Annotated in this window: 17 protein-coding genes and 1 tRNA gene; 9 read left to right on the top strand and 9 right to left on the bottom strand. The window is 62.3% G+C overall.

The features are described from left to right. On the top strand, positions 1-349 hold a 349-nt coding region (locus ACH2DW_RS13265; protein ID WP_394930222.1), incomplete at its 5' end, for a tyrosine-type recombinase/integrase. 125 nt (positions 350-474) lie between these two features. Here ACH2DW_RS13265 and ACH2DW_RS13270 read toward each other — a convergent pair. From ACH2DW_RS13270 to ACH2DW_RS13285, 4 genes are all read right to left on the bottom strand, one after another. Beyond that, a tRNA-Pro gene (locus ACH2DW_RS13270) sits at positions 475-548 on the bottom strand. 81 nt (positions 549-629) lie between these two features. Further along, positions 630-797 carry a hypothetical protein gene (locus ACH2DW_RS13275; RefSeq protein WP_394930223.1) on the bottom strand — a complete coding sequence of 56 codons (168 nt, stop codon included), beginning with the start codon at positions 795-797 and terminating at the stop codon, positions 630-632. Positions 798-845: 48 nt separating this feature from the next. Further along, complete coding sequence (gene der, locus ACH2DW_RS13280) at positions 846-2,288, bottom strand: ribosome biogenesis GTPase Der (protein ID WP_394930224.1); 1,443 nt, start codon at positions 2,286-2,288, stop codon at positions 846-848. Then, entirely contained in the window at positions 2,285-3,751 is a 1,467-nt protein-coding gene (locus ACH2DW_RS13285) for a DUF512 domain-containing protein (protein ID WP_394930225.1), read from the bottom strand. Before ACH2DW_RS13285 ends, der begins: the two co-directional genes overlap by 4 nt. 48 nt (positions 3,752-3,799) lie before the next feature. On the opposite strand from ACH2DW_RS13285, the gene ispH reads away from it, so the two are divergent. Then, entirely contained in the window at positions 3,800-4,879 is a 1,080-nt protein-coding gene (gene ispH / locus ACH2DW_RS13290) for a 4-hydroxy-3-methylbut-2-enyl diphosphate reductase (protein ID WP_394930226.1), read from the top strand. A gap of 6 nt (positions 4,880-4,885) precedes the next feature. Here the strand turns inward: ispH and ACH2DW_RS13295 are convergent, their stop codons facing one another. The 3 genes from ACH2DW_RS13295 to ACH2DW_RS13305 are packed head-to-tail and all read right to left on the bottom strand — an operon-like array spanning position 4,886 to position 7,414. Further along, positions 4,886-6,097 carry an acyl-CoA dehydrogenase family protein gene (locus ACH2DW_RS13295; protein WP_394930227.1) on the bottom strand — a complete coding sequence of 404 codons (1,212 nt, stop codon included), beginning with the start codon at positions 6,095-6,097 and terminating at the stop codon, positions 4,886-4,888. A 43-nt stretch (positions 6,098-6,140) separates the two neighbouring features. Continuing rightward, the gene (locus ACH2DW_RS13300) at positions 6,141-6,713 is read right to left on the bottom strand and encodes a flavin reductase family protein (protein ID WP_394930228.1); all 573 of its coding nucleotides are present in this window, start codon (positions 6,711-6,713) and stop codon (positions 6,141-6,143) included. A gap of 26 nt (positions 6,714-6,739) precedes the next feature. Continuing rightward, entirely contained in the window at positions 6,740-7,414 is a 675-nt protein-coding gene (locus ACH2DW_RS13305) for a SirB1 family protein (RefSeq protein WP_394930229.1), read from the bottom strand. A gap of 65 nt (positions 7,415-7,479) precedes the next feature. Here ACH2DW_RS13305 and ACH2DW_RS13310 point away from each other — a divergent pair, with 65 nt between their 5' ends. Beyond that, entirely contained in the window at positions 7,480-9,033 is a 1,554-nt protein-coding gene (locus ACH2DW_RS13310) for an AMP-binding protein (protein WP_394930230.1), read from the top strand. Positions 9,034-9,035: 2 nt separating this feature from the next. Further along, positions 9,036-9,785, top strand: a complete 750-nt coding sequence (locus ACH2DW_RS13315; RefSeq protein ID WP_394930231.1) for a glycerophosphodiester phosphodiesterase family protein — start codon at positions 9,036-9,038, stop codon at positions 9,783-9,785. A 25-nt stretch (positions 9,786-9,810) separates the two neighbouring features. Here ACH2DW_RS13315 and ACH2DW_RS13320 read toward each other — a convergent pair whose 3' ends face one another. After that, positions 9,811-10,482, bottom strand: coding sequence for a hypothetical protein (locus tag ACH2DW_RS13320; protein WP_394930232.1), 672 nt, complete (start codon positions 10,480-10,482; stop codon positions 9,811-9,813). 94 nt (positions 10,483-10,576) lie between these two features. Here ACH2DW_RS13320 and ACH2DW_RS13325 point away from each other — a divergent pair, with 94 nt between their 5' ends. Next, on the top strand, positions 10,577-12,178 hold the full coding sequence (locus ACH2DW_RS13325; RefSeq protein WP_394930233.1) for a gamma-glutamyltransferase family protein: 1,602 nt from the start codon (positions 10,577-10,579) through the stop codon (positions 12,176-12,178). A gap of 57 nt (positions 12,179-12,235) precedes the next feature. On the opposite strand, the gene ACH2DW_RS13330 is transcribed toward ACH2DW_RS13325, so the two are convergent. Continuing rightward, positions 12,236-13,417, bottom strand: coding sequence for an LLM class flavin-dependent oxidoreductase (locus ACH2DW_RS13330; protein WP_394930234.1), 1,182 nt, complete (start codon positions 13,415-13,417; stop codon positions 12,236-12,238). Between the two features lie 18 nt (positions 13,418-13,435). Between ACH2DW_RS13330 and ACH2DW_RS13335 the strand changes: the two genes are divergently transcribed. From ACH2DW_RS13335 to ACH2DW_RS13350, 4 genes are all read left to right on the top strand, one after another. Then, on the top strand, positions 13,436-14,638 hold the full coding sequence (locus ACH2DW_RS13335) for an amidohydrolase family protein (protein WP_394930235.1): 1,203 nt from the start codon (positions 13,436-13,438) through the stop codon (positions 14,636-14,638). Beyond that, positions 14,635-15,423 carry an ABC transporter ATP-binding protein gene (locus ACH2DW_RS13340; protein ID WP_394930236.1) on the top strand — a complete coding sequence of 263 codons (789 nt, stop codon included), beginning with the start codon at positions 14,635-14,637 and terminating at the stop codon, positions 15,421-15,423. The genes ACH2DW_RS13335 and ACH2DW_RS13340 overlap by 4 nt, the downstream gene beginning before the upstream one ends. Further along, on the top strand, positions 15,420-16,322 hold the full coding sequence (locus ACH2DW_RS13345; RefSeq protein ID WP_394930237.1) for an ABC transporter permease: 903 nt from the start codon (positions 15,420-15,422) through the stop codon (positions 16,320-16,322). Before ACH2DW_RS13340 ends, ACH2DW_RS13345 begins: the two co-directional genes overlap by 4 nt. A 154-nt stretch (positions 16,323-16,476) precedes the next feature. Continuing rightward, the coding region (locus ACH2DW_RS13350; protein ID WP_394930238.1) for an ABC transporter substrate-binding protein at positions 16,477-17,471 on the top strand (995 nt) is incomplete at its 3' end.

Genomic DNA, 17,471 nt, shown 5'->3' on the forward strand with positions numbered 1-17,471 from the left:
GAAGGACTGGAAACGTCAGCAGGCAACCGAACGGTTAGCGGTCGGCACCTACTGGCCTGAGGGTGACTTCGTGTTTACTTGGCCGCACGGCGAGCTCGTTCACCCGGCCATTGTCACTCGCACGTTCAAGCGGTTGAAAGAGTCTGCGGGCTTGCCTGACTTGCGGCTTCATGCGCTGCGGCACGCTTGGGCCAGGCACGCGCTCGATGGTGGTGCCGATGTGAAAGAGGTCGCGACCCGATTAGGCCATTCTTCGGTGCGGATCACGCTCGATGTGTACGTTGCGGCGTCATCAGAACGTGATCGAGCGGCTGCTGAGTCGGTTGCTGCCATGTACGACATCGGCTGACTTTCTCACTCTGTGCGACCGGGCTTTTTGATGCCCACAAATGTTTTCGGCTTTTTCTGTGACCGTTTTGTGACCGAAAACGACAGCAGGGACTCCCCTGTTTTGGAAAGTCCCTGCGTACGGTGTCGGGCTGACAGGATTTGAACCTGCGACCCCTTGTCCCCCAGACAAGTGCGCTACCAAGCTGCGCCACAGCCCGTACCGAGGCACGAATGCCCCGTATGTGAAGCTGGGACTCTATCGAAGCGCGGTGAGTTTGCGCTGCAACGGGACCGTCGGATCAGACGAAGATGGCGATGACACGCCACGACAGGTAAATGACAAGCGCGACGATCATCAGCTTGAAATGCCACGGCGCCTTCTCGTCCGTTGCCACATCGCCGTCGGCGTGCTCGTGAGCTTCGACCACCTGCTCGCCGCACGTGGGACACGTGCCGTCGTCATTCATTGCGTTCGGCGTCCAGTATTTCGCGCAGGGTTCACACCAGGGCATTGATCAGGACCGTTTGCGCACGCGCATCTTGATCGGGGTCGAACCCATATCGAGGTCCTCGCGCAGCCGACGCTCGAGGTAACGGAGGTAGGTGCGGTCCAGTTCGCGGTTGACGAACAGCGTGAACGTCGGCGGATCGGTGGCGCCCTGCACCGCGTAGAGCACCTTCGCTCCCCCATTCGCAGGCTGAGCTTGCTGTGCTGCACCGATGATCTTGTTGACGCTCTTGGTTGGTACCCGCTTGTGGTACTGACGGATCGAGTCCTGCAGCAACGGGTGCAGCTTGTGCACGTTCTTGCCGGACAGCGCCGAAATCTTGAGCACGGGGGCATCTCCGAGGAATGCCAGCTTGCGCTTCACCTCGGACTGGACCTCAAGTCGTGCCTCTGGACCGACCAGCTCCCACTTGTTCAGCACGATGATGATCGGACAGCCCGATGCATCAACGCGTTCAGACAGACGTTGATCCTGACCCGTCACACCGATGGTTGCGTCGATAACGAGCAGCGCGATGTCAGAGTCATCGATCGCCCGAAGGGCCCGGACGAGTGAGTAATACTCCGCCGAGTCATCAATCTTGCCGCGCTTGCGCATGCCAGCAGTGTCGACGAACACGATCGGTCCATCTTCAGTCTCTACCAAGGTGTCAATCGCGTCGCGAGTGGTGCCGGCGAGGTCATGGACCACAGCCCGGTCAGTGCCGACCAAATGGTTGAACAGTGTGCTCTTACCGACATTCGGCCTGCCGACGATTGCGACACGCGGGGGCGGCTTGCCGTCGAGGTCGATCAACGATTCGATGACGGCCAGCTGGTCCTCGTCGTAGGCATCTTCTTCTTCTGGCTGTTCCTCCCGCTCGGGGAAGAACGAGATGATCTTGTCGAGCAAGTCGCCCGCACGTCGCCCGTGAAGTGCGCTCGTGGGCATCGGGTCGCCGAGCCCCAGGCCCATGTACTCCCAAATGTCGTTCTCACGGCGCTGGTTGTCGGCCTTGTTGGCGACGACGAGCACGTCCGTGCCGGTTCGTCTGACCCAGTTAGCAATGAGCTGATCGTCATCGGTCAATGACACTGAAGCATCAATGACGAACAACACGACGTCAGCTTCCTTGACGGCCTCTTCGACTTGTCGCGTGACTTTCTCTTCGAGCGCATCGCCGCCCGGCATCCAGCCTCCGGTGTCGACGATGAGGAAGGGAGTGTCGAGCCATTCGGCCTCGAGTTCCTTGCGGTCGCGGGTGATGCCCGGCCGGTCCTCGACAATGGCCTGCTGGCTGCCGACAATGCGGTTGAACAGCGTCGACTTGCCGACGTTGGGCCGGCCGATGATGACCACGGTCGGCAGATCAGCCGAAGGGTCAGCCGGAACGATCTCGCCCAAGTCGCTGATGGCATCCGGATCGAGGTCGAGTGGATCCTCGGGAAGCGCGGGGATATCGGTACTCATGTTGTTGTTCCTGCTGTCTCGAGGGCGGCGCGCAATGCGATGCCGTCGGTGGGGATGATCTCGACCGGGCGTGGGAGGTCTGCAATGCCCACGCCGTCGAGGAAGCGGCCGTCGTCGGACAGGCACACGTCGGGAATGAGATACCGGTGACCATGAGGTTCGATAGCCAGCACGTTGCTGACGTCCTCGCCCGTCATTAACCCGGTCACGCCGGTGTTCCCGCCGAAGAAGTGATTCTCGACCGTGAGCACTCGCACGTCGGTGCGACCCAGCGACTCGATCAATGGGGTAATCACCGGGGCGCCGAGGGCGCCAGTGAGCACAGCAACAGGTGCAGAGCGTCGCGGGCGGAGCCGGATGCCGGTTGCTGTCGGAGCAGCGGATGCCGCGACGGCCTCGGCTGGGCCGCAGCCGTTCTGTCGCAAACCGGTGTAGGCGGCCGGGTTCGGTGGTGCGTCGACTGCGGCAAAGAAGCCGCGCTGCACGCCCGTGGCTTCGGTGGCAGCTCCGTGGAACTCTGCTTCAAACGTGCGAGCCATGCCGATGCCGTCTTCGTGCATCGGGAAGCCGTCGTAGCGGTCAGCCACTGGGAACGACCGTTGCGCCATCAGGTAATACTCGTCGGCGGCGTAGACCATCCGCTTGCCGAGCGTCGCCTGGAAGATGTCTTGCCAATCATCGACGGTGTCGACGACTGACTGTGCCTCGGCGAGCGTATGGAAGCGCATTGCTGACTCGGCGTTGAACTTTGAGATCCCGAGGGGCACCACCGCAACCGATTCGAGTTCGGGGTACTGGTCGAGGATGCCGGCGAGCGTGTCGTCGAGGACAGCGCCATCGTTGACGCCAGGACACACAACGATCTGGCCCTTGACCGCAATGTCGTGGTCAAGGAGCGCTCGGAGCCACCGCAGGCTCATGCCGCCACGCGGGTTCTTCAACATCGCACTGCGAATGTCGGGGTCCGTGGCATGAATGCTGACGTGGAGTGGCGATAGCCGTTCGGTCACCACGCGCTCGAGATCGGCTTCGGTGAAGCGCGTGAGCGTCGTGAAGTTGCCGTAGAGAAATGACAAGCGGTAGTCGTCATCTTTCAGGTACAGACTGCGGCGCATCCCTTTGGGCAGTTGGTAGATAAAACAGAACTCGCAGTGGTTGTCGCAGGTTCTGACCCGATCGAAGACGGCACTCGACACTTCGATGCCGAGCGATGTACCCGCAACCTTCTCGATCGTCATCGAAAGGTCGAGGCCGCCGCGGCTGACATCGAGTTCGACGTCGGCCTCGTCTGTTGCGAGTTGCCATTCGATGATGTCGCGAGGAACGTCGCCGTTCACCCGCAGGATCTCGTCACCCGGCTCGACGCCCACCAGGTCGGCTGGCGAGCCAGGCGCGACCGCCACGACGATGGGCGCGAGGCCACTCGTGGCAGTGCCAGCAGAAGAGTCGGAGATGGTGGACATGGGAGCAGCCAGGCTACCGCCGCCCTCACCAGGTAGATTTTGAACCGGATGAGTAGTACCGCGGAGCCGGCCCTCGAACCTTCGACCCCAGCGGGGCGCGTTGACATTGTCCTGCTCGCGGAACCTCGTGGTTTCTGTGCGGGCGTCGAAATGGCGATCAAGGCCCTGGCGTGGATGGTTCGATCGTTCCCGGGTCCCGTCTACTGCTACCACGAGATTGTCCACAACAAGTTGGTCGTCGATCGCTTCAAGGCGCAGGGCGTGGTGTTCATCGACTCCATCGATGAAGTGCCGCCCGGCAGTCCGATCATGCTGTCAGCACACGGTTCCCCGCCGGCGATTCTCGAAGCGGCTCGCGCTCGCGGCTCCTACGTCGTTGATTCAGTCTGTCCGCTCGTCACCAAGGTGCACCATGAGGTCAAGGTGCGTACAGGTAAGGGTTATCGCATTGTTTACGTCGGCCACGAAGGCCATGAAGAAGCCGTTGGCACGATGGCTGTTGCGCCAGACGCGATCGATCGCGTCGAATCGGTCGAAGAGGTTGCCGCGCTCGGCCACATTGAGCAACCCGTTGCGCTGCTCGCCCAGACCACGCTGTCCCACCGCGACTGGGAAGGCGTCGCCGTCGCAGTCAAGGCGCGATTCCCTGACGTGTGGACGCCAGGTCGCAGCGATCTGTGCTTCGCCACAACAAATCGGCAGGCGGCGTTGATGGAACTCGCGCACCGCTGTGATGTCATCGTCGTGATCGGGTCGGCCAACTCCTCGAATACCCGGGCGCTTGAGCAGCTCGCGATCGAAGAGGGCTGCGAACGCGTCTACCGAATCAACGGCGTGGAGGAACTCCCCGACAATCTGACCGGCATCGTTGGCGTCACTGCGGGTGCGTCAGCTCCCGAGGAGTTGGTGACCGAGGTCGTCGAATTCCTCGCGCCGCTCAACGGGATCGAATTGGTCCACGTCACTGATGAAGACGAGTACTTTCCTCCACCTCGGAACATTCGGGACCTGCAGTCGTCGATCGAGATGGCATCGACGGTGCTGCTTGGCGGCACGCTGCTCGACCGACCGGTGATGGACGACCGAGCACTCGGGGCCAGCGACGTCCTCGCCAGTCTCTCGAAGTAACCGCGATCAGTTGCGCGGCACCTCGGCCCACGGCACGTCACGGTCGACCCGCACGTCGCCGGGCAGCCCGAGCACGCGTTCGCCGAGAATATTCGCCATCACTTCAGTCGTGCCGCCCTCAATCGTGTTTGCCCGGCTGCGCAGGAATGCCTTCTGGAGGGTGTCGGCACCCATGGCGGTCTCCGGCCGAATCATTTCGTAACTTCCATAGAGCATCGCGTCGGCGCCAAGGAGATCCATGACGCCTTCGTAAATCTTCTGGTTCAAGACGGCTCCTGCCATCTTGCCGATGGAACCTTCGGGCCCCGGATCTCCCATCTTGCGGTTCTGATTGGCGCGAACGTTGGTGAGGCGGAGGACCTCGGCCTCACACCACAGTTTGGTCACCTCGTCGCGAGCGGTCGGCGTCTTCGCGTCGGCCGGCGCATTGTTCCACGCGTCGGTGAGCGCAGCGATCGTGCCCGAACCGCGGGCGGGCATACCCCCACCAATCGACTGCCGCTCGTTCATCAGTGTCGTGAGCGACACTCGCCACCCGTCTCCGGACTTGCCGAGCATCTCGCTCTCATGGATGCGGGTGTCGGTGAAGAAGACTTCGTTGAACTCGGCTTCACCGGTCATCTGGCGAAGCGGACGAATATCAACCGTCGGGTCTTCCATGTCGACGACGAATGCAGCGAGACCTGCGTGCTTCACGGCTTGCGGATCAGTGCGCACGACAAGGAGGCCCCACTTCGAGAGATGGGCCAAGGTCGTCCACACCTTCTGGCCGTTGCAGATCCACTCATCGCCGTCTCGGACTCCCGTCGCCGACAACCCTGCGAAGTCCGAGCCAGAGCCAGGCTCGGAGAACAGCTGGCACCAGACCTCTTCGCCGGTGAAGAGCGGCCGGAGGTAGCGCTGCTTCTGGTCCTCGCTCCCCCACGCGACCACGGTCGGCCCGGTCATGCCATGACCGATCGGGTTGCGGTACATCGCGTTTGGTCCGCCGGCGCCGTAGACGCGCTCGTTGATGAGCTGCTGCAGTTTTGGGTTGAGTCCAAGCCCTCCGTTGCCCTCAGGAAAGTGCACCCACGCCAGGCCAAGATCAAACTGTTCACCAAGGAAGGTCTGCGGGGCCGTGTCGGCCGGCGGAAAGCTGTCGAGCAGCTCGGTGGTCAGGTCGATCACCCGTTGCTCGTCAGCGGTGAAGGTCGAGGTCGCGTCGATCACGGTCATGGCAGAAAGGTAGACAACCGGACCCCGCCTCAGCGAAGCCTGGTCACCGATCGTCGGACGCTGAACCTTCGGCCTCGACGCGCGCCAGCAACTGGTCGCGGATACTCATTCCCGGCTCACGGGCCTTGTCCCCCGATGCTCGCCACCCGAGCCGACTGGAATAGAGCAGCGGCGGATCCTTGAGGCGGTTCGGGATCACTTCGACAACCCGGGCGAAGAGCAGCTCGTGGTCTTCCATTGTCATCTGCTGGAAGGTCTCACACCGGAGCCAGGCAATCGAGTTCGGGACGATTGGTGGGCCGCCCGCAAGATCCGGCCACTCGGTGAGGTATTCCGCGGCGACATACTCCATCTTGCGACCGGGGTAACTGAAGTACTGGCCTTCGACAATCTGGTCGGCGCCGAGGAGGCTTGCCGCAAATCCACCCGATTCGACCATCAATGGATACGTGTCGTGTTTCGGAGAGACGCTCGCCATCACAATCGGTTCCTCGAAACTCACTTGACTCAACCAATGACTGGTGTAGGCACGTTGCACCCCGCCGTGAGCAGCACCAATGACTTGCACGCCCTTCATCATCTGGCCAAGGCCCTGTTTGATACCGCGGTCGATCATGTCGTCGTCTTCCTGTTGCGATGCGTTCAGTTGAAGATGGCGTTGGCGCTCGCGAACTCGTCGGCCTCGAGCACCGCAAGTTCCGCGACCTGTGCGCGAAGCTGCATCACCAGAGCGAATCGCACCTCATCTGATCGGCGCGCGAAAACGCTTTTCAGATTATTGAGCATTCGAATGACAATCGCCCGATTCGGCGTCGGGTGCAGATGCGAATCACTCCATGGAGCCTGACCGCGGGTGATGGTCTCAAAGAGCGCACGAGCGTCGTCGCGGTCGAGTTGGCGGCCACCGTCGAAGGGATCGAAAAACGTCGTGTCGTCCTCCACCGAGCGGACGAGAAAGTGCGCGGGCATACCGACCCCCACCAATTTGACACCAACCCGACGGCCAACCTCGATCATCAGAATTGACAGACTGATGGGGATGCCGGTCCTCGTCTCAATGACGCGATCCAGGCACGAATTGCGCCAGTCGTAGTACGCGTCTTTGTTGCCCGCGAACCCCAATTCATCGAAGAGGTACCGGCTGACACCTTCGGGCGTGGCAGTCGGGCAGTCAGCCGCGATGAGATCCAGCGCGGCCAACCATTCGATCTCGTCGAGACCCGGTTGCAGTACAGCTGACATGACGAGCGATGCCTCGTCGAGGTCGAGCGAATCGGAGTCCCCCGACATCAGCTTCGCGAACCGGGCGGACGTCATCGCTGCCCCCGAATGACCATCGCCGAATGCACGGCGTCACGGTATCGGCGACTACCTTCGGCCCCATGATCCCAGGTGTACATCTCACTGAGCACGGTGACAAGCCGGCCATCATCATGGCCAACTCAGGCTTCACTCAGACCTACCGAGAACTGGACGCTGCCGCCAACCGCCTCAGCCGGCTCCTGCGATCCGCGGGCCTCAACCCGGGTGACCACATTGCGATCTGCATGGAGAACCACGATCGGTATCTCGAGGTCATCTGGGGCTGCCATTACGCGGGTCTCGTCTACACTGCCGCCTCGTCGCGCCTGCAAAGCGCCGAACTCGAATACATCATCAACGACTGCGGAGCGCGCGCCTACATCACCTCGAAGTACAAGGCCGACCAAGCCGCAGAAGTGATGTCGGCCACACCGAACGTCGAACTCCGCCTGATGTTGGACGGCTCGATCGATGGCTACGAGGCGTATGAGTCCGCAGTCGAAGCGCAGTCGCCCGAACCGCTCGACGAGGCGCGCATCGCTGGGATGGACATGCTGTATTCGTCCGGTACGACCGGCATGCCCAAGGGCATCACTCGAGCATTCCCGAACGAGCCGCTCGAAGAGTGGAACAACGGCGTCACCGGGCTCTGCCAACTGCTGTTCGGCGTTGACGACACCACGATCTACCTGTCGCCCGCGCCCTTCTACCATGCAGCTCCGCTCCGCTTCTGCATGGCCCAACACGCATTGGGCGCCACCATCGTGGCAATGGAGAACTTTGATGCTGAGCGCTATCTGCAGCTCGTCGAGGAGTACGACATCACCCATAGCCAGGTCGTTCCGACGATGTTCGTGCGCATGCTCAAGCTCGACGAGGAAACCCGAGCCAAGTACGACGTGTCATCTCTTCAGTACGTGATTCACGCCGCTGCGCCGTGTCCGGTGCCGACGAAGAAGTCGATGATCGAGTGGTTCGGGCCGGTTATCCACGAGTACTACGCAGGGTCTGAAGGCAATGGCTTCGTCTACTGCAACTCCGATATGTGGCTCGCGCATGAGGGCACCGTGGGGTCGCCGATCAATTGCACGCTGCACATCTGCGGTGAAGATGGCGAGGAGGTGCCGCAGGGACAGCCGGGAACGGTGTTCTTCGACGGTGGAGCCGAGTTTGAGTACCACAACGACCCAGCCAAGACGAAGGGCTCGCGTCACCCCAAGGGATGGAGCACGCTGGGCGATGTCGGTTACCTCGATCCCGATGGCTTCCTGTATCTCACAGACCGCAAGGCGTACATGATCATCTCGGGCGGGGTGAACATCTATCCGCAGGAGGCCGAGAACGTCTTGGTGACCCACGACAAGGTCATCGACGTCGCTGTGTTCGGAGTCCCCAATGATGACTTTGGCGAGGAGGTCAAGGCCGTTGTGCAACCGCGGGTGATGCCGACGACGGCTGAAGAAGCTGCCTCGCTTGCTGGCGAACTCATCCAGTTCTGCAAGAGCCAGATCGCGGATGTGAAGTGCCCACGCTCGGTCGATTTCCGTGAAGAACTCCCCCGCCATCCGACCGGCAAGCTCTACAAGCGCCTCCTGAAGGACGAATACTGGAAGGCTGCCGGTCGAGCAATCTGAGCGTGAGCCGTCACCCATATCTCAGTCACGAAGGTCCGGTCGCGTTCGCGCATCGCGGTGGCAACTTGGAAGCGCCTGAGAACACGCTGGCCGCCTTCGAGCACGCCGTCTCCTTGGGGTACCGGTATCTCGAAACTGACGTCCACTGCAGTGCTGACGGCGTCCTCGTTGCGTTCCACGACTCGGACCTGCAGCGAACATGTGGCATCGATGCAAACATCGCCGATTTACGCTGGGCGGAGATCGCCGAGTTGCGGGTCAATGACCTCGAGCCAATCCCGCGGATGATCGACCTGCTCGACCGATGGCCGGACCGCCGGTTCAACATTGACTGCAAGTCCGATGAGTCAGTCGACCCCCTCATCGAGCTGGTCGAGCAGCGGGGACTCCTCCCGCAAATCTGTGTCGGCGCGTTCAGTCTGAAACGGCTACGCGCGCTGCGGACGCGTCTCGGCTCCGGGCTGCTCACTTCGATGGCCCCGGCAGAGATCGCTGCGCTTCGACTCATTGGCCGCCTGCCCGGAGCGCAGCCGCGTGCGGCGCAGGTCCCGACTGCTGCCGGCCGCCTCACCGTCGTCAATGAACGCTTCATCGCCAACGCCCGACGCGCTGGGGTTCCCGTCCACGTCTGGACGATCAATGATGCGCCCGAGATGCACCGCCTGCTCGATCTCGGTGCCGATGGCGTGATGACTGACGATGTCGCGATGCTCCGCAACGTGATGATTGAACGCAACGTCTGGTCAGGCTGAACGCGGAATCACTTCGGGGGCGTTCTCACCCTTCGGCGAGATGTTGCAGATCGCTGCGACGGCCATAGACGATGATGCTGTCACCAGCAGCCAGTTCGACATCGACCGGCGGCGTTCCGAAGAACCCCTCGGGCTGTTGTACACCCAGCACCCGGACCGCCGGAAGCGCGTCATCGATGCTGCGCAGACTTCGTACCGTCGGCCCCGGGCCACCCATGACTTGCACCGACCCCACGACGAAGTCCTCACCGACGGCCAACAGTTCAACCATCTGCTTGTCGAGGCGAGGAAGTAACCGGCGCCGCGCCTCCCGATGACCAACCTTCACGAGCCATCGCTGCATCGGGCGGTTGGCAACCAACATCACGGCGAGCACAAGACCGGAGACGGTGACCATGGCCCGTTCCGCTGTGTTGCCCGGACCCGGCGCCAGAAAGCCAACGAGCACGGTGACGACCAACGTCGGGGTGCCAAGATTTCCGAGAAACATTGTGATCCCGATGATCTTGCGCCTGTCCGGGTCGTTCACGACGTTCTCGGCCTCGGTCGTGGTGAATCCAGCACCGCTGAAAGCCGACCGAGCCTGAAAGCTGGCCACGTCTGGTGGCAGTCCGGTGGCGATCAAGGCGCCAGCGGCCAAACGGGTAAACGCCATCGACAAGATGGCCACCACGAGGAACGTTGCGACTGCGTACATGCAGCGATGTTGGCATCACCGGCACCCGGTCGATGCAACCCGACGGTGAACGCTCACGCGCAAACTGTCGCGACACCGGACCTAAGGTCGGGCCATGACGTATCAACATCCGCCGCGATCAACGGTCAGGGCACCGCAACATCTCGTCGCGAGTGCAGATCAATTGGCGACGACGGCGGGCAACGAGATGTTCGCTCGTGGCGGCAACGCCGTCGATGCAGCGATTGCGACCAACGCCGCCATCGCGGTGACCGGACCGCATCTGTGCGGCATGGGAGGCGATCTCTTCGCGCTCGTCCACGTCGATGGTGAGGTCTTCGCGCTCAATGCTGCCGGTCAAGCCGGCTCAGGTGCAGACGCCGATGCGCTCAGGTCGCAAGGCTTCAGCGAGATGCCGTTCAAGCTCGACATCCGATCCGTCACGGTGCCTGGTTGTGTCGACGGCTGGGCCGCGCTGCACGAACGATTTGGATCACTTCCCCTTGAAGTGATCCTCGCGCCGGCGATCCAGCTGGCGTCGGCGGGCTTTCCGGCCAGTCCGCTGCTGGCCGGAATCGGCGGCCGTCTCGACCCGACCAGCCGGGCCAACCTCGCTGAACTCTTCGACCAGGCCACCTCCCCAGGGTCCCTCGTCCGCCGACCGGGGGTCGCGCTGGCACTCGCCGATCTTGCCGCAGGAGGACGCGACACGTTCTACCGAGGAGCGTTCGGTGACGGCCTGATCCAACTCGGCGACGGCTTGTTCACGGAATCCGACCTCGAGACATCACAGGCAAACTGGGTCACTCCCCTCACCACATCGGTCTTCGGCGTCGACCTCCACACCGTTGGTCCGAGCACCCAGGGATATCTGACGCTTGGATCGGCACATCTGGTCGACCAACTACGCGCCGCCGGCAAGTTTCCCGCCGATCCCGACAACGATGAGTGGGCCCACCTGCTGATCGAAGCCTCGACCGCCGCGGGCCACGATCGTCCCGACCGGCTGCACGAACACGCCGACGGTGCCGCTCTCGTCGAAGAGATCGCCGGACGAATCGACCAGGTCGATCGCGAACGAGCCAGCAACCGATGGGCGCCGGATCGAGACGGCGACACCACCTACCTCTGCACCGCAGGGCGTAGCGCTGATGGCCGGATGATGGGCGTGTCACTGATCCAGTCGAACGCCTCCGGACTTGGCAGCCACCTGGTCGAGCCCAACACCGGTATCAACCTCCACAACCGCGGCATGGGGTTCAACTTGCATCCAGGGCATCCGGCAGAACTTGGACCTGGTCGCTGCCCTCCTCACACGCTGTCCGCAGCGCTGGCCACGCGCGATGGTGAGCTGCTCAGCGTCTTTGGGACGATGGGCGGTGACGCTCAGCCCCAAATTCTGTTGCAAGTCGCCACTCGTCTCTTCCACCACGGCCAATCGCCGGGCATGGCCATCAACGCGGGGCGCTGGGCTTTGAAGGGGCCCGAGACCGGGTTCGACACCTGGACCGCTGCGAGCGGACCCAGCGTGTCAATCGAGGGCCACGCCGCCGACTCCTGGATCGCTGGTCTCCGCGACCGCGGGCACGTGGTTTCGTCCACGGGTCCGTGGGACTCAGGCTTCGGGCACGCTCACGCAATCGTCGTCGAGGCGAATGGAACGTTGGCTGGTGCGGCTGATCCACGCACCATCGTCGGGAGCTGCGCCGGGCGCTGACAGCCGTGTTGCCGCCGTTGGTGGCAGGTGACTGCCCCCGGTTCGCCATCAACAACATCAGCTCAGCAGCGGAAGCACCTCTTGCGCGAAGCGGGCCATCTGCTCGTCGGCCTTCTGGTAGCTGTCACCGAGAAGGTGAGGGAAGATCGTGAGGTACTCGAAGCCGAGGAGGTCCTTCAAAAACTGGATCTCCGACGCGACGTGTTCGGGCGTGCCGACCAGCATCGTCTTGTTCTCGATCGACTCGTCGAGCGTCGGGATCAGGCCCGGCTGAGCGGGCTTTCCATCTGGGCCCATGTAGCCACGGCTCCAGCCGTAGGGGCCAAGGAACTTCCAGAACTCGTCGTGACCGTTCAATGCGCTGGCCCGGGCCTCTTCCATCGTGTCCTCGATGCGGTATGACACGACGAGCATGCGCTTCTCATGAGCCTGCAGCTCGACCCCATCATGTGAGGAGGCGTAGTTCTCTCCGTACGTGTCCCAGAATCGCTTGATGAAGCTGTAGTGCTGGTTCCAAAAGACGGCACCGTGATCCACCGTCGGCACGTAGTCGAGAGTCGGTGGCGAGGTCACCGCCTGCCAGATCTCGTACGGGTAGACCGGTCGCGGGATCAGCGTCAGGTCGGTGACCGTCTCGCCTCGGTCGGGGATCCCGGGGATCGGAATCTGGAAGTGCTTCCCCTCGAACCGGAAGCTCTCCTGGCTCAGCGCACGACGGACGATTTCCATCGACTCCTCAAAGATCTCGCGGTTGAACAGGTCAGCCGCAGCTTGATCCGGGTTGTCCTGGGAACCAATCGACACACCCTTGTCGTTGAGGTGTAGTACCTCGCGCGGGACGGTTCCACGACCGACGCCGAGCATCGCTCGACCTCCCGAGAGGTTGTGCAGGGTGGCAAAGTCTTCCGCGAGACGCATCGGGTTCCACTGCGGGACGACGTTGAACATCGCTCCGAAGCGCAAGGTGGTCGTCTGCGCCGCGATCCATGTCGAGATCAGCAATCCATTGGGAATGACTTCGTAGCCCTCGTACTGGAAGTGGTGCTCGGTCGTCCAGAACGAGTCAAAGCCAAGGCGTTCGGCTTCCTTTGCCGAGTTGACGTAATCCAGGGTCGCCTGCCAGCAGGCCTCGTTCGAGTAGCGGCGGTCCATCGGGTCCGGTTTGCCCGCGCCGGCGTCGTCCATCTCGACGCCTCCGAAGAAGAATGCACCAAGCTTGAGATCTTTTGCAGCGACCATGGCGTCTATGTTCCCACGATGGCATCGACGCTTTTGCAACGGGCAACCACAATTCACACGGATGTGACACATCTGCAACAGGACATCCGCATCATTGACGGCGTGATCACCAAGGTTGGACAACTGTTGCCAGCCGACGGCGATGACGAAGTCATCGATCTCGACGGCTACGTCCTACTGCCCGCAGCGGTTGAACCCCACGCCCATCTCGACAAGGCGTTCCTTGCAGAGCGCATCGTCAATCCGACCGGCGATCTCATGGGAGCGATCACTGCGATGGGCGAGAACCGCCATCTGCTTAGTGTCGACGAGACAATCGAACGTGCTGAGCGTGCCGCCCGCTTGATGGCCTCGAACGGCTACCGCGCTGTGCGCAGCCACGCTGATACCACGACCGCTCACGGGCTGCGGAGCATCGAGGCACTGGCCGAGGTGAAGCAACGGGTCGCCGCGGTGATCGATGTCCAAATTGTCGCACTCTCAGGATGGCCGGTGATGGGCCCATCCGCCGCGGACCAGCGCGCGTTGCTCAACGAGGCCCTCGCTGCCGGAGCCGACCTCGTTGGCGGGTGCCCGCACCTCGAAGGAGGTGACACACTCGGGCCCACCGAGTTCTTCCTGCAAACAGCCACTGACCACGGCGTCGATGTCGACCTCCACACCGACGAGACGTTGGACCCGACTGCACGGGGTCTCGCCGAGCTGGCCGAGCTGGTGTCGTCGGGCTTCGAGCATCAGGTCACGGCCAGTCATTGTGTGAGTCTGAGTATGCAGCCGGAGCCTGAACAGCGAGCTACGGCAGAGGCGGTGGCCGCCGCTGGCATCGGCGTCGTCGCACTCCCGCACACGAACCTTTTCTTACAAGGACGGGGCCACTCCCCCATGCCGCGCGGCCTGACCGCCGTCGCAGCCCTGCGCGCTGCGGGCGTGCGCGTCGCGGCCGGCGCTGACAACCTTCAAGACCCCTTCAATCCCGTTGGCCGCGCCTGCCCCTTCGAGACCGCTGGCCTGATGATCATGACGGCCCACATGCTTCCGCATGAAGCATGGGCCTCGGTCAGCGGTGTTTCTGCCGATGTCACGGGCCTCGGAGCCCAAACGATCAAGGTCGGCCAACCGGCTGATCTCGTCGCTGCCCGCGCGGCTACAGTACGCGAAGCAATCGCGTTCGGGCCGACCGACCGCATCGTGTGGCGAAACGGACAGCGTCTCGCCGCATGACTGATCTCACCCCAGACCACCAACAGGGAGCACCGCACTTGTCCGCCACCCGCGAGCATGCGCTCGAATTCAACAATTTGTCCATGGTGTTTCCCGACGGGACCCATGCACTGGACAACGTCTCGATCAACATCGACCCTGGAGAATTCGTCACCGTTGTCGGCCCCTCAGGTTGTGGGAAATCCACACTGCTCCGCATCGCGTCCGGCCTCGAAACGCATACCGGTGGCGAGTGCAACGTCGACCGCGACTCGATCGGATACGTCTTCCAAGATGCAACTCTGTTCCCCTGGCGCACCGTCCGCAAGAACGTCGAACTGATTGCCGAACTCCACGGCGAGAGCTCTGCTGCGATGTCGGACCGTGTTGACGAATCGCTTGCCCTGGTCAACCTCGACGAGCATGAGGACAAGTACCCCAAGCAACTCTCCGGCGGAATGCGAATGCGCGCCTCACTGGCCCGTTCACTCGTGCTGCAACCCGATGTCTTCCTCTTCGACGAACCGTTCGGTGCACTCGATGAGATCAGCCGGGAGCGACTGAACGACGAGCTCCTGTCGTTGTTCAAGACCAAGAACTTCGCTGGACTCTTCATCACCCACTCGATTGCCGAAGCGGTGTTTCTCTCCACGCGGGTCCTCGTCATGTCGGCCCGTCCGGGACGCATCGTCGCCGACTACGAGGTGCCGTTCGAATACCCCCGGAGCCATGACATCCGCTACGAGCCCGCCTTTGCCGAACTGTCCGGCAAGATCTCCCAGGACCTGCGAGGAGCGCACCCGTGACTGCACTCGATGACCCCGAAGTAAGCGCCGAGGCAATCGCCCACGCATCAGAGGCCGAGACGCCGAACCCACCGAAGAAGTCCGCCGGCCTTGCCCGGTTTGCCGGACCCGCCGCGGTCTTCGGCTGCTTCATTGGATTCTGGTACCTCACCCATCACGTCCTGATGTCAGAACCGAAGAAGCCGCTGGTCCCCGTTCCCCACCGAGTCCTTCAAGAATCGATCCTCACCTGGAATATCGAACGCGGGGCGGGCGGCTCACGCACCGGCGGCGGCCTCCTCAAGCTGCTCGATGGCCTGTGGTCCTCGGTCCAGGTCGCTGGGCTCGGCCTCGCCATCGCTATCGCACTCGGCTTCGTGCTGGCCACGATTATGAGTCAAGCAAGTTGGGTCCAGAACTCGATCTGGCCATTTCTCATTGCACTCCAGGCCATGCCGATCCTCGCGTTCGTACCGCTCATCGGCACCGTCATCGGATTCAACTTCAAGGCCCGGGTGATGGTGTGCGTCATCATCGCCATCTTCCCGATCGTCGCGAACACGTTGTTCGGTCTCCTCAGTGTCGACAAGGGATACCACGAACTGATGTCGCTCAATGGCGCCTCGCGTTGGACCCGACTCTTCAAGCTGCAGTACCCGGCGGCCATGCCTTCGATCTTCACTGGACTGCAGATCTCTGCGGGCCTCTCGGTGGTCGGCGCGGTGGTCGGAGACTTCTTCTTCCGGCAGGGAGAGCCGGGTCTCGGACGCCTGATCAACCTCTATCAGAACTCAACTGAGTATGAGCAGATGTATGGCGCCGTCGTCATGTCGGCATTCCTGGGCATTGCTGTGTTTGTGCTTTTCGGATGGATCGGCAACCGGGTGGTCGGCAACTGGCACGAGAAGCGCTCCAACTGACGTCACACCAGTCTCGGTGTGACGATGGGCGCAAGGACGAAACAAGAAGTTCACGCGTCGCAGTTCTGAGCCCGTTGCTCTTTCTCCTAGTGTGTGTCCACCGGCGTCAACATTCCGGTCCATCACCACAACCTCCAGGGGGAGACACCTACTCATGCAAAACACTCGCCTGACCAAGCTGGCTGCATTCGGTGCAGTCGCCGCCATTTCTGTTGCCGCATGCGGCAGCGACGACGAGGCGTCGACAGACACTGAAGCGCCAGCCGGCACCGAAGCACCTGCCGACACCGAGGCACCTGCTGACACCGAGGCACCTGCTGACACCGAGGCACCTGCTGACACCGACGCACCCGCCGACGACGGAATCCTCTCCGCTGTCTGTCCTGAGACCATCGTCATCCAGACCGACTGGTTCCCGGAAGCCGAGCACGGCGCCCTGTACCAAATGGTCGGCGAGAACCCATCCATCGACGCCGACAAGAAGGTCGTCAGCGGCCCGTTGGTCGCGAGCGGAGGTGTCGCAACTGGCGTCAACATCGAGATTCGCACCGGTGGCCCCGCCGTTGGCTTCCAGCAGGTCGTCTCGCTGATGGCACAGGACGCTGACGTCACCTTCGGTTACGTCGCAACCGACGAAGCAATCGAGAACTACGCAGACAACCCGACCACGGCGTTTGTCGCACCGCTCGAGATCAACCCGCAGATCATCATGTGGGACCCAGCGACCTACCCAGACGCCCAGACCATTGCCGATCTGGCTACCGCAAAGGACGGCGACGGCGTCACCATTCGATACTTCGAGACAGGCGCATACATGCAGTTCCTGCTCGCTGATGGTCAGGTCACTGAAGGCCAGCTCGACGGCAGCTACGACGGCGGCCCCTCGGTGTTCATCGCCGAGAACGGTGCCATCGCCCAGCAGGGCTTCGCTTCAGCCGAGCCCTACAACTACGAGAATGTCTTCACCGACTGGGGCAAGCCCGTCAAGTTCCAGCTGATCCACGACGCCGGTTGGCAAACCTATGCCGCACCGCTCGCCGTGATCGATGCACGCAAGGCCGAACTCAGCGATTGCATGGCGGCGTTCGCTCCCATCGTGCAGCAGTCCACCATTGATTACATCAACGACCCGGCTGCCACCAACGAGCT

Source organism: uncultured Ilumatobacter sp., assembly GCF_963980585.1.
Taxonomy (GTDB): Bacteria; Actinomycetota; Acidimicrobiia; order Acidimicrobiales; family Ilumatobacteraceae; genus Ilumatobacter_A.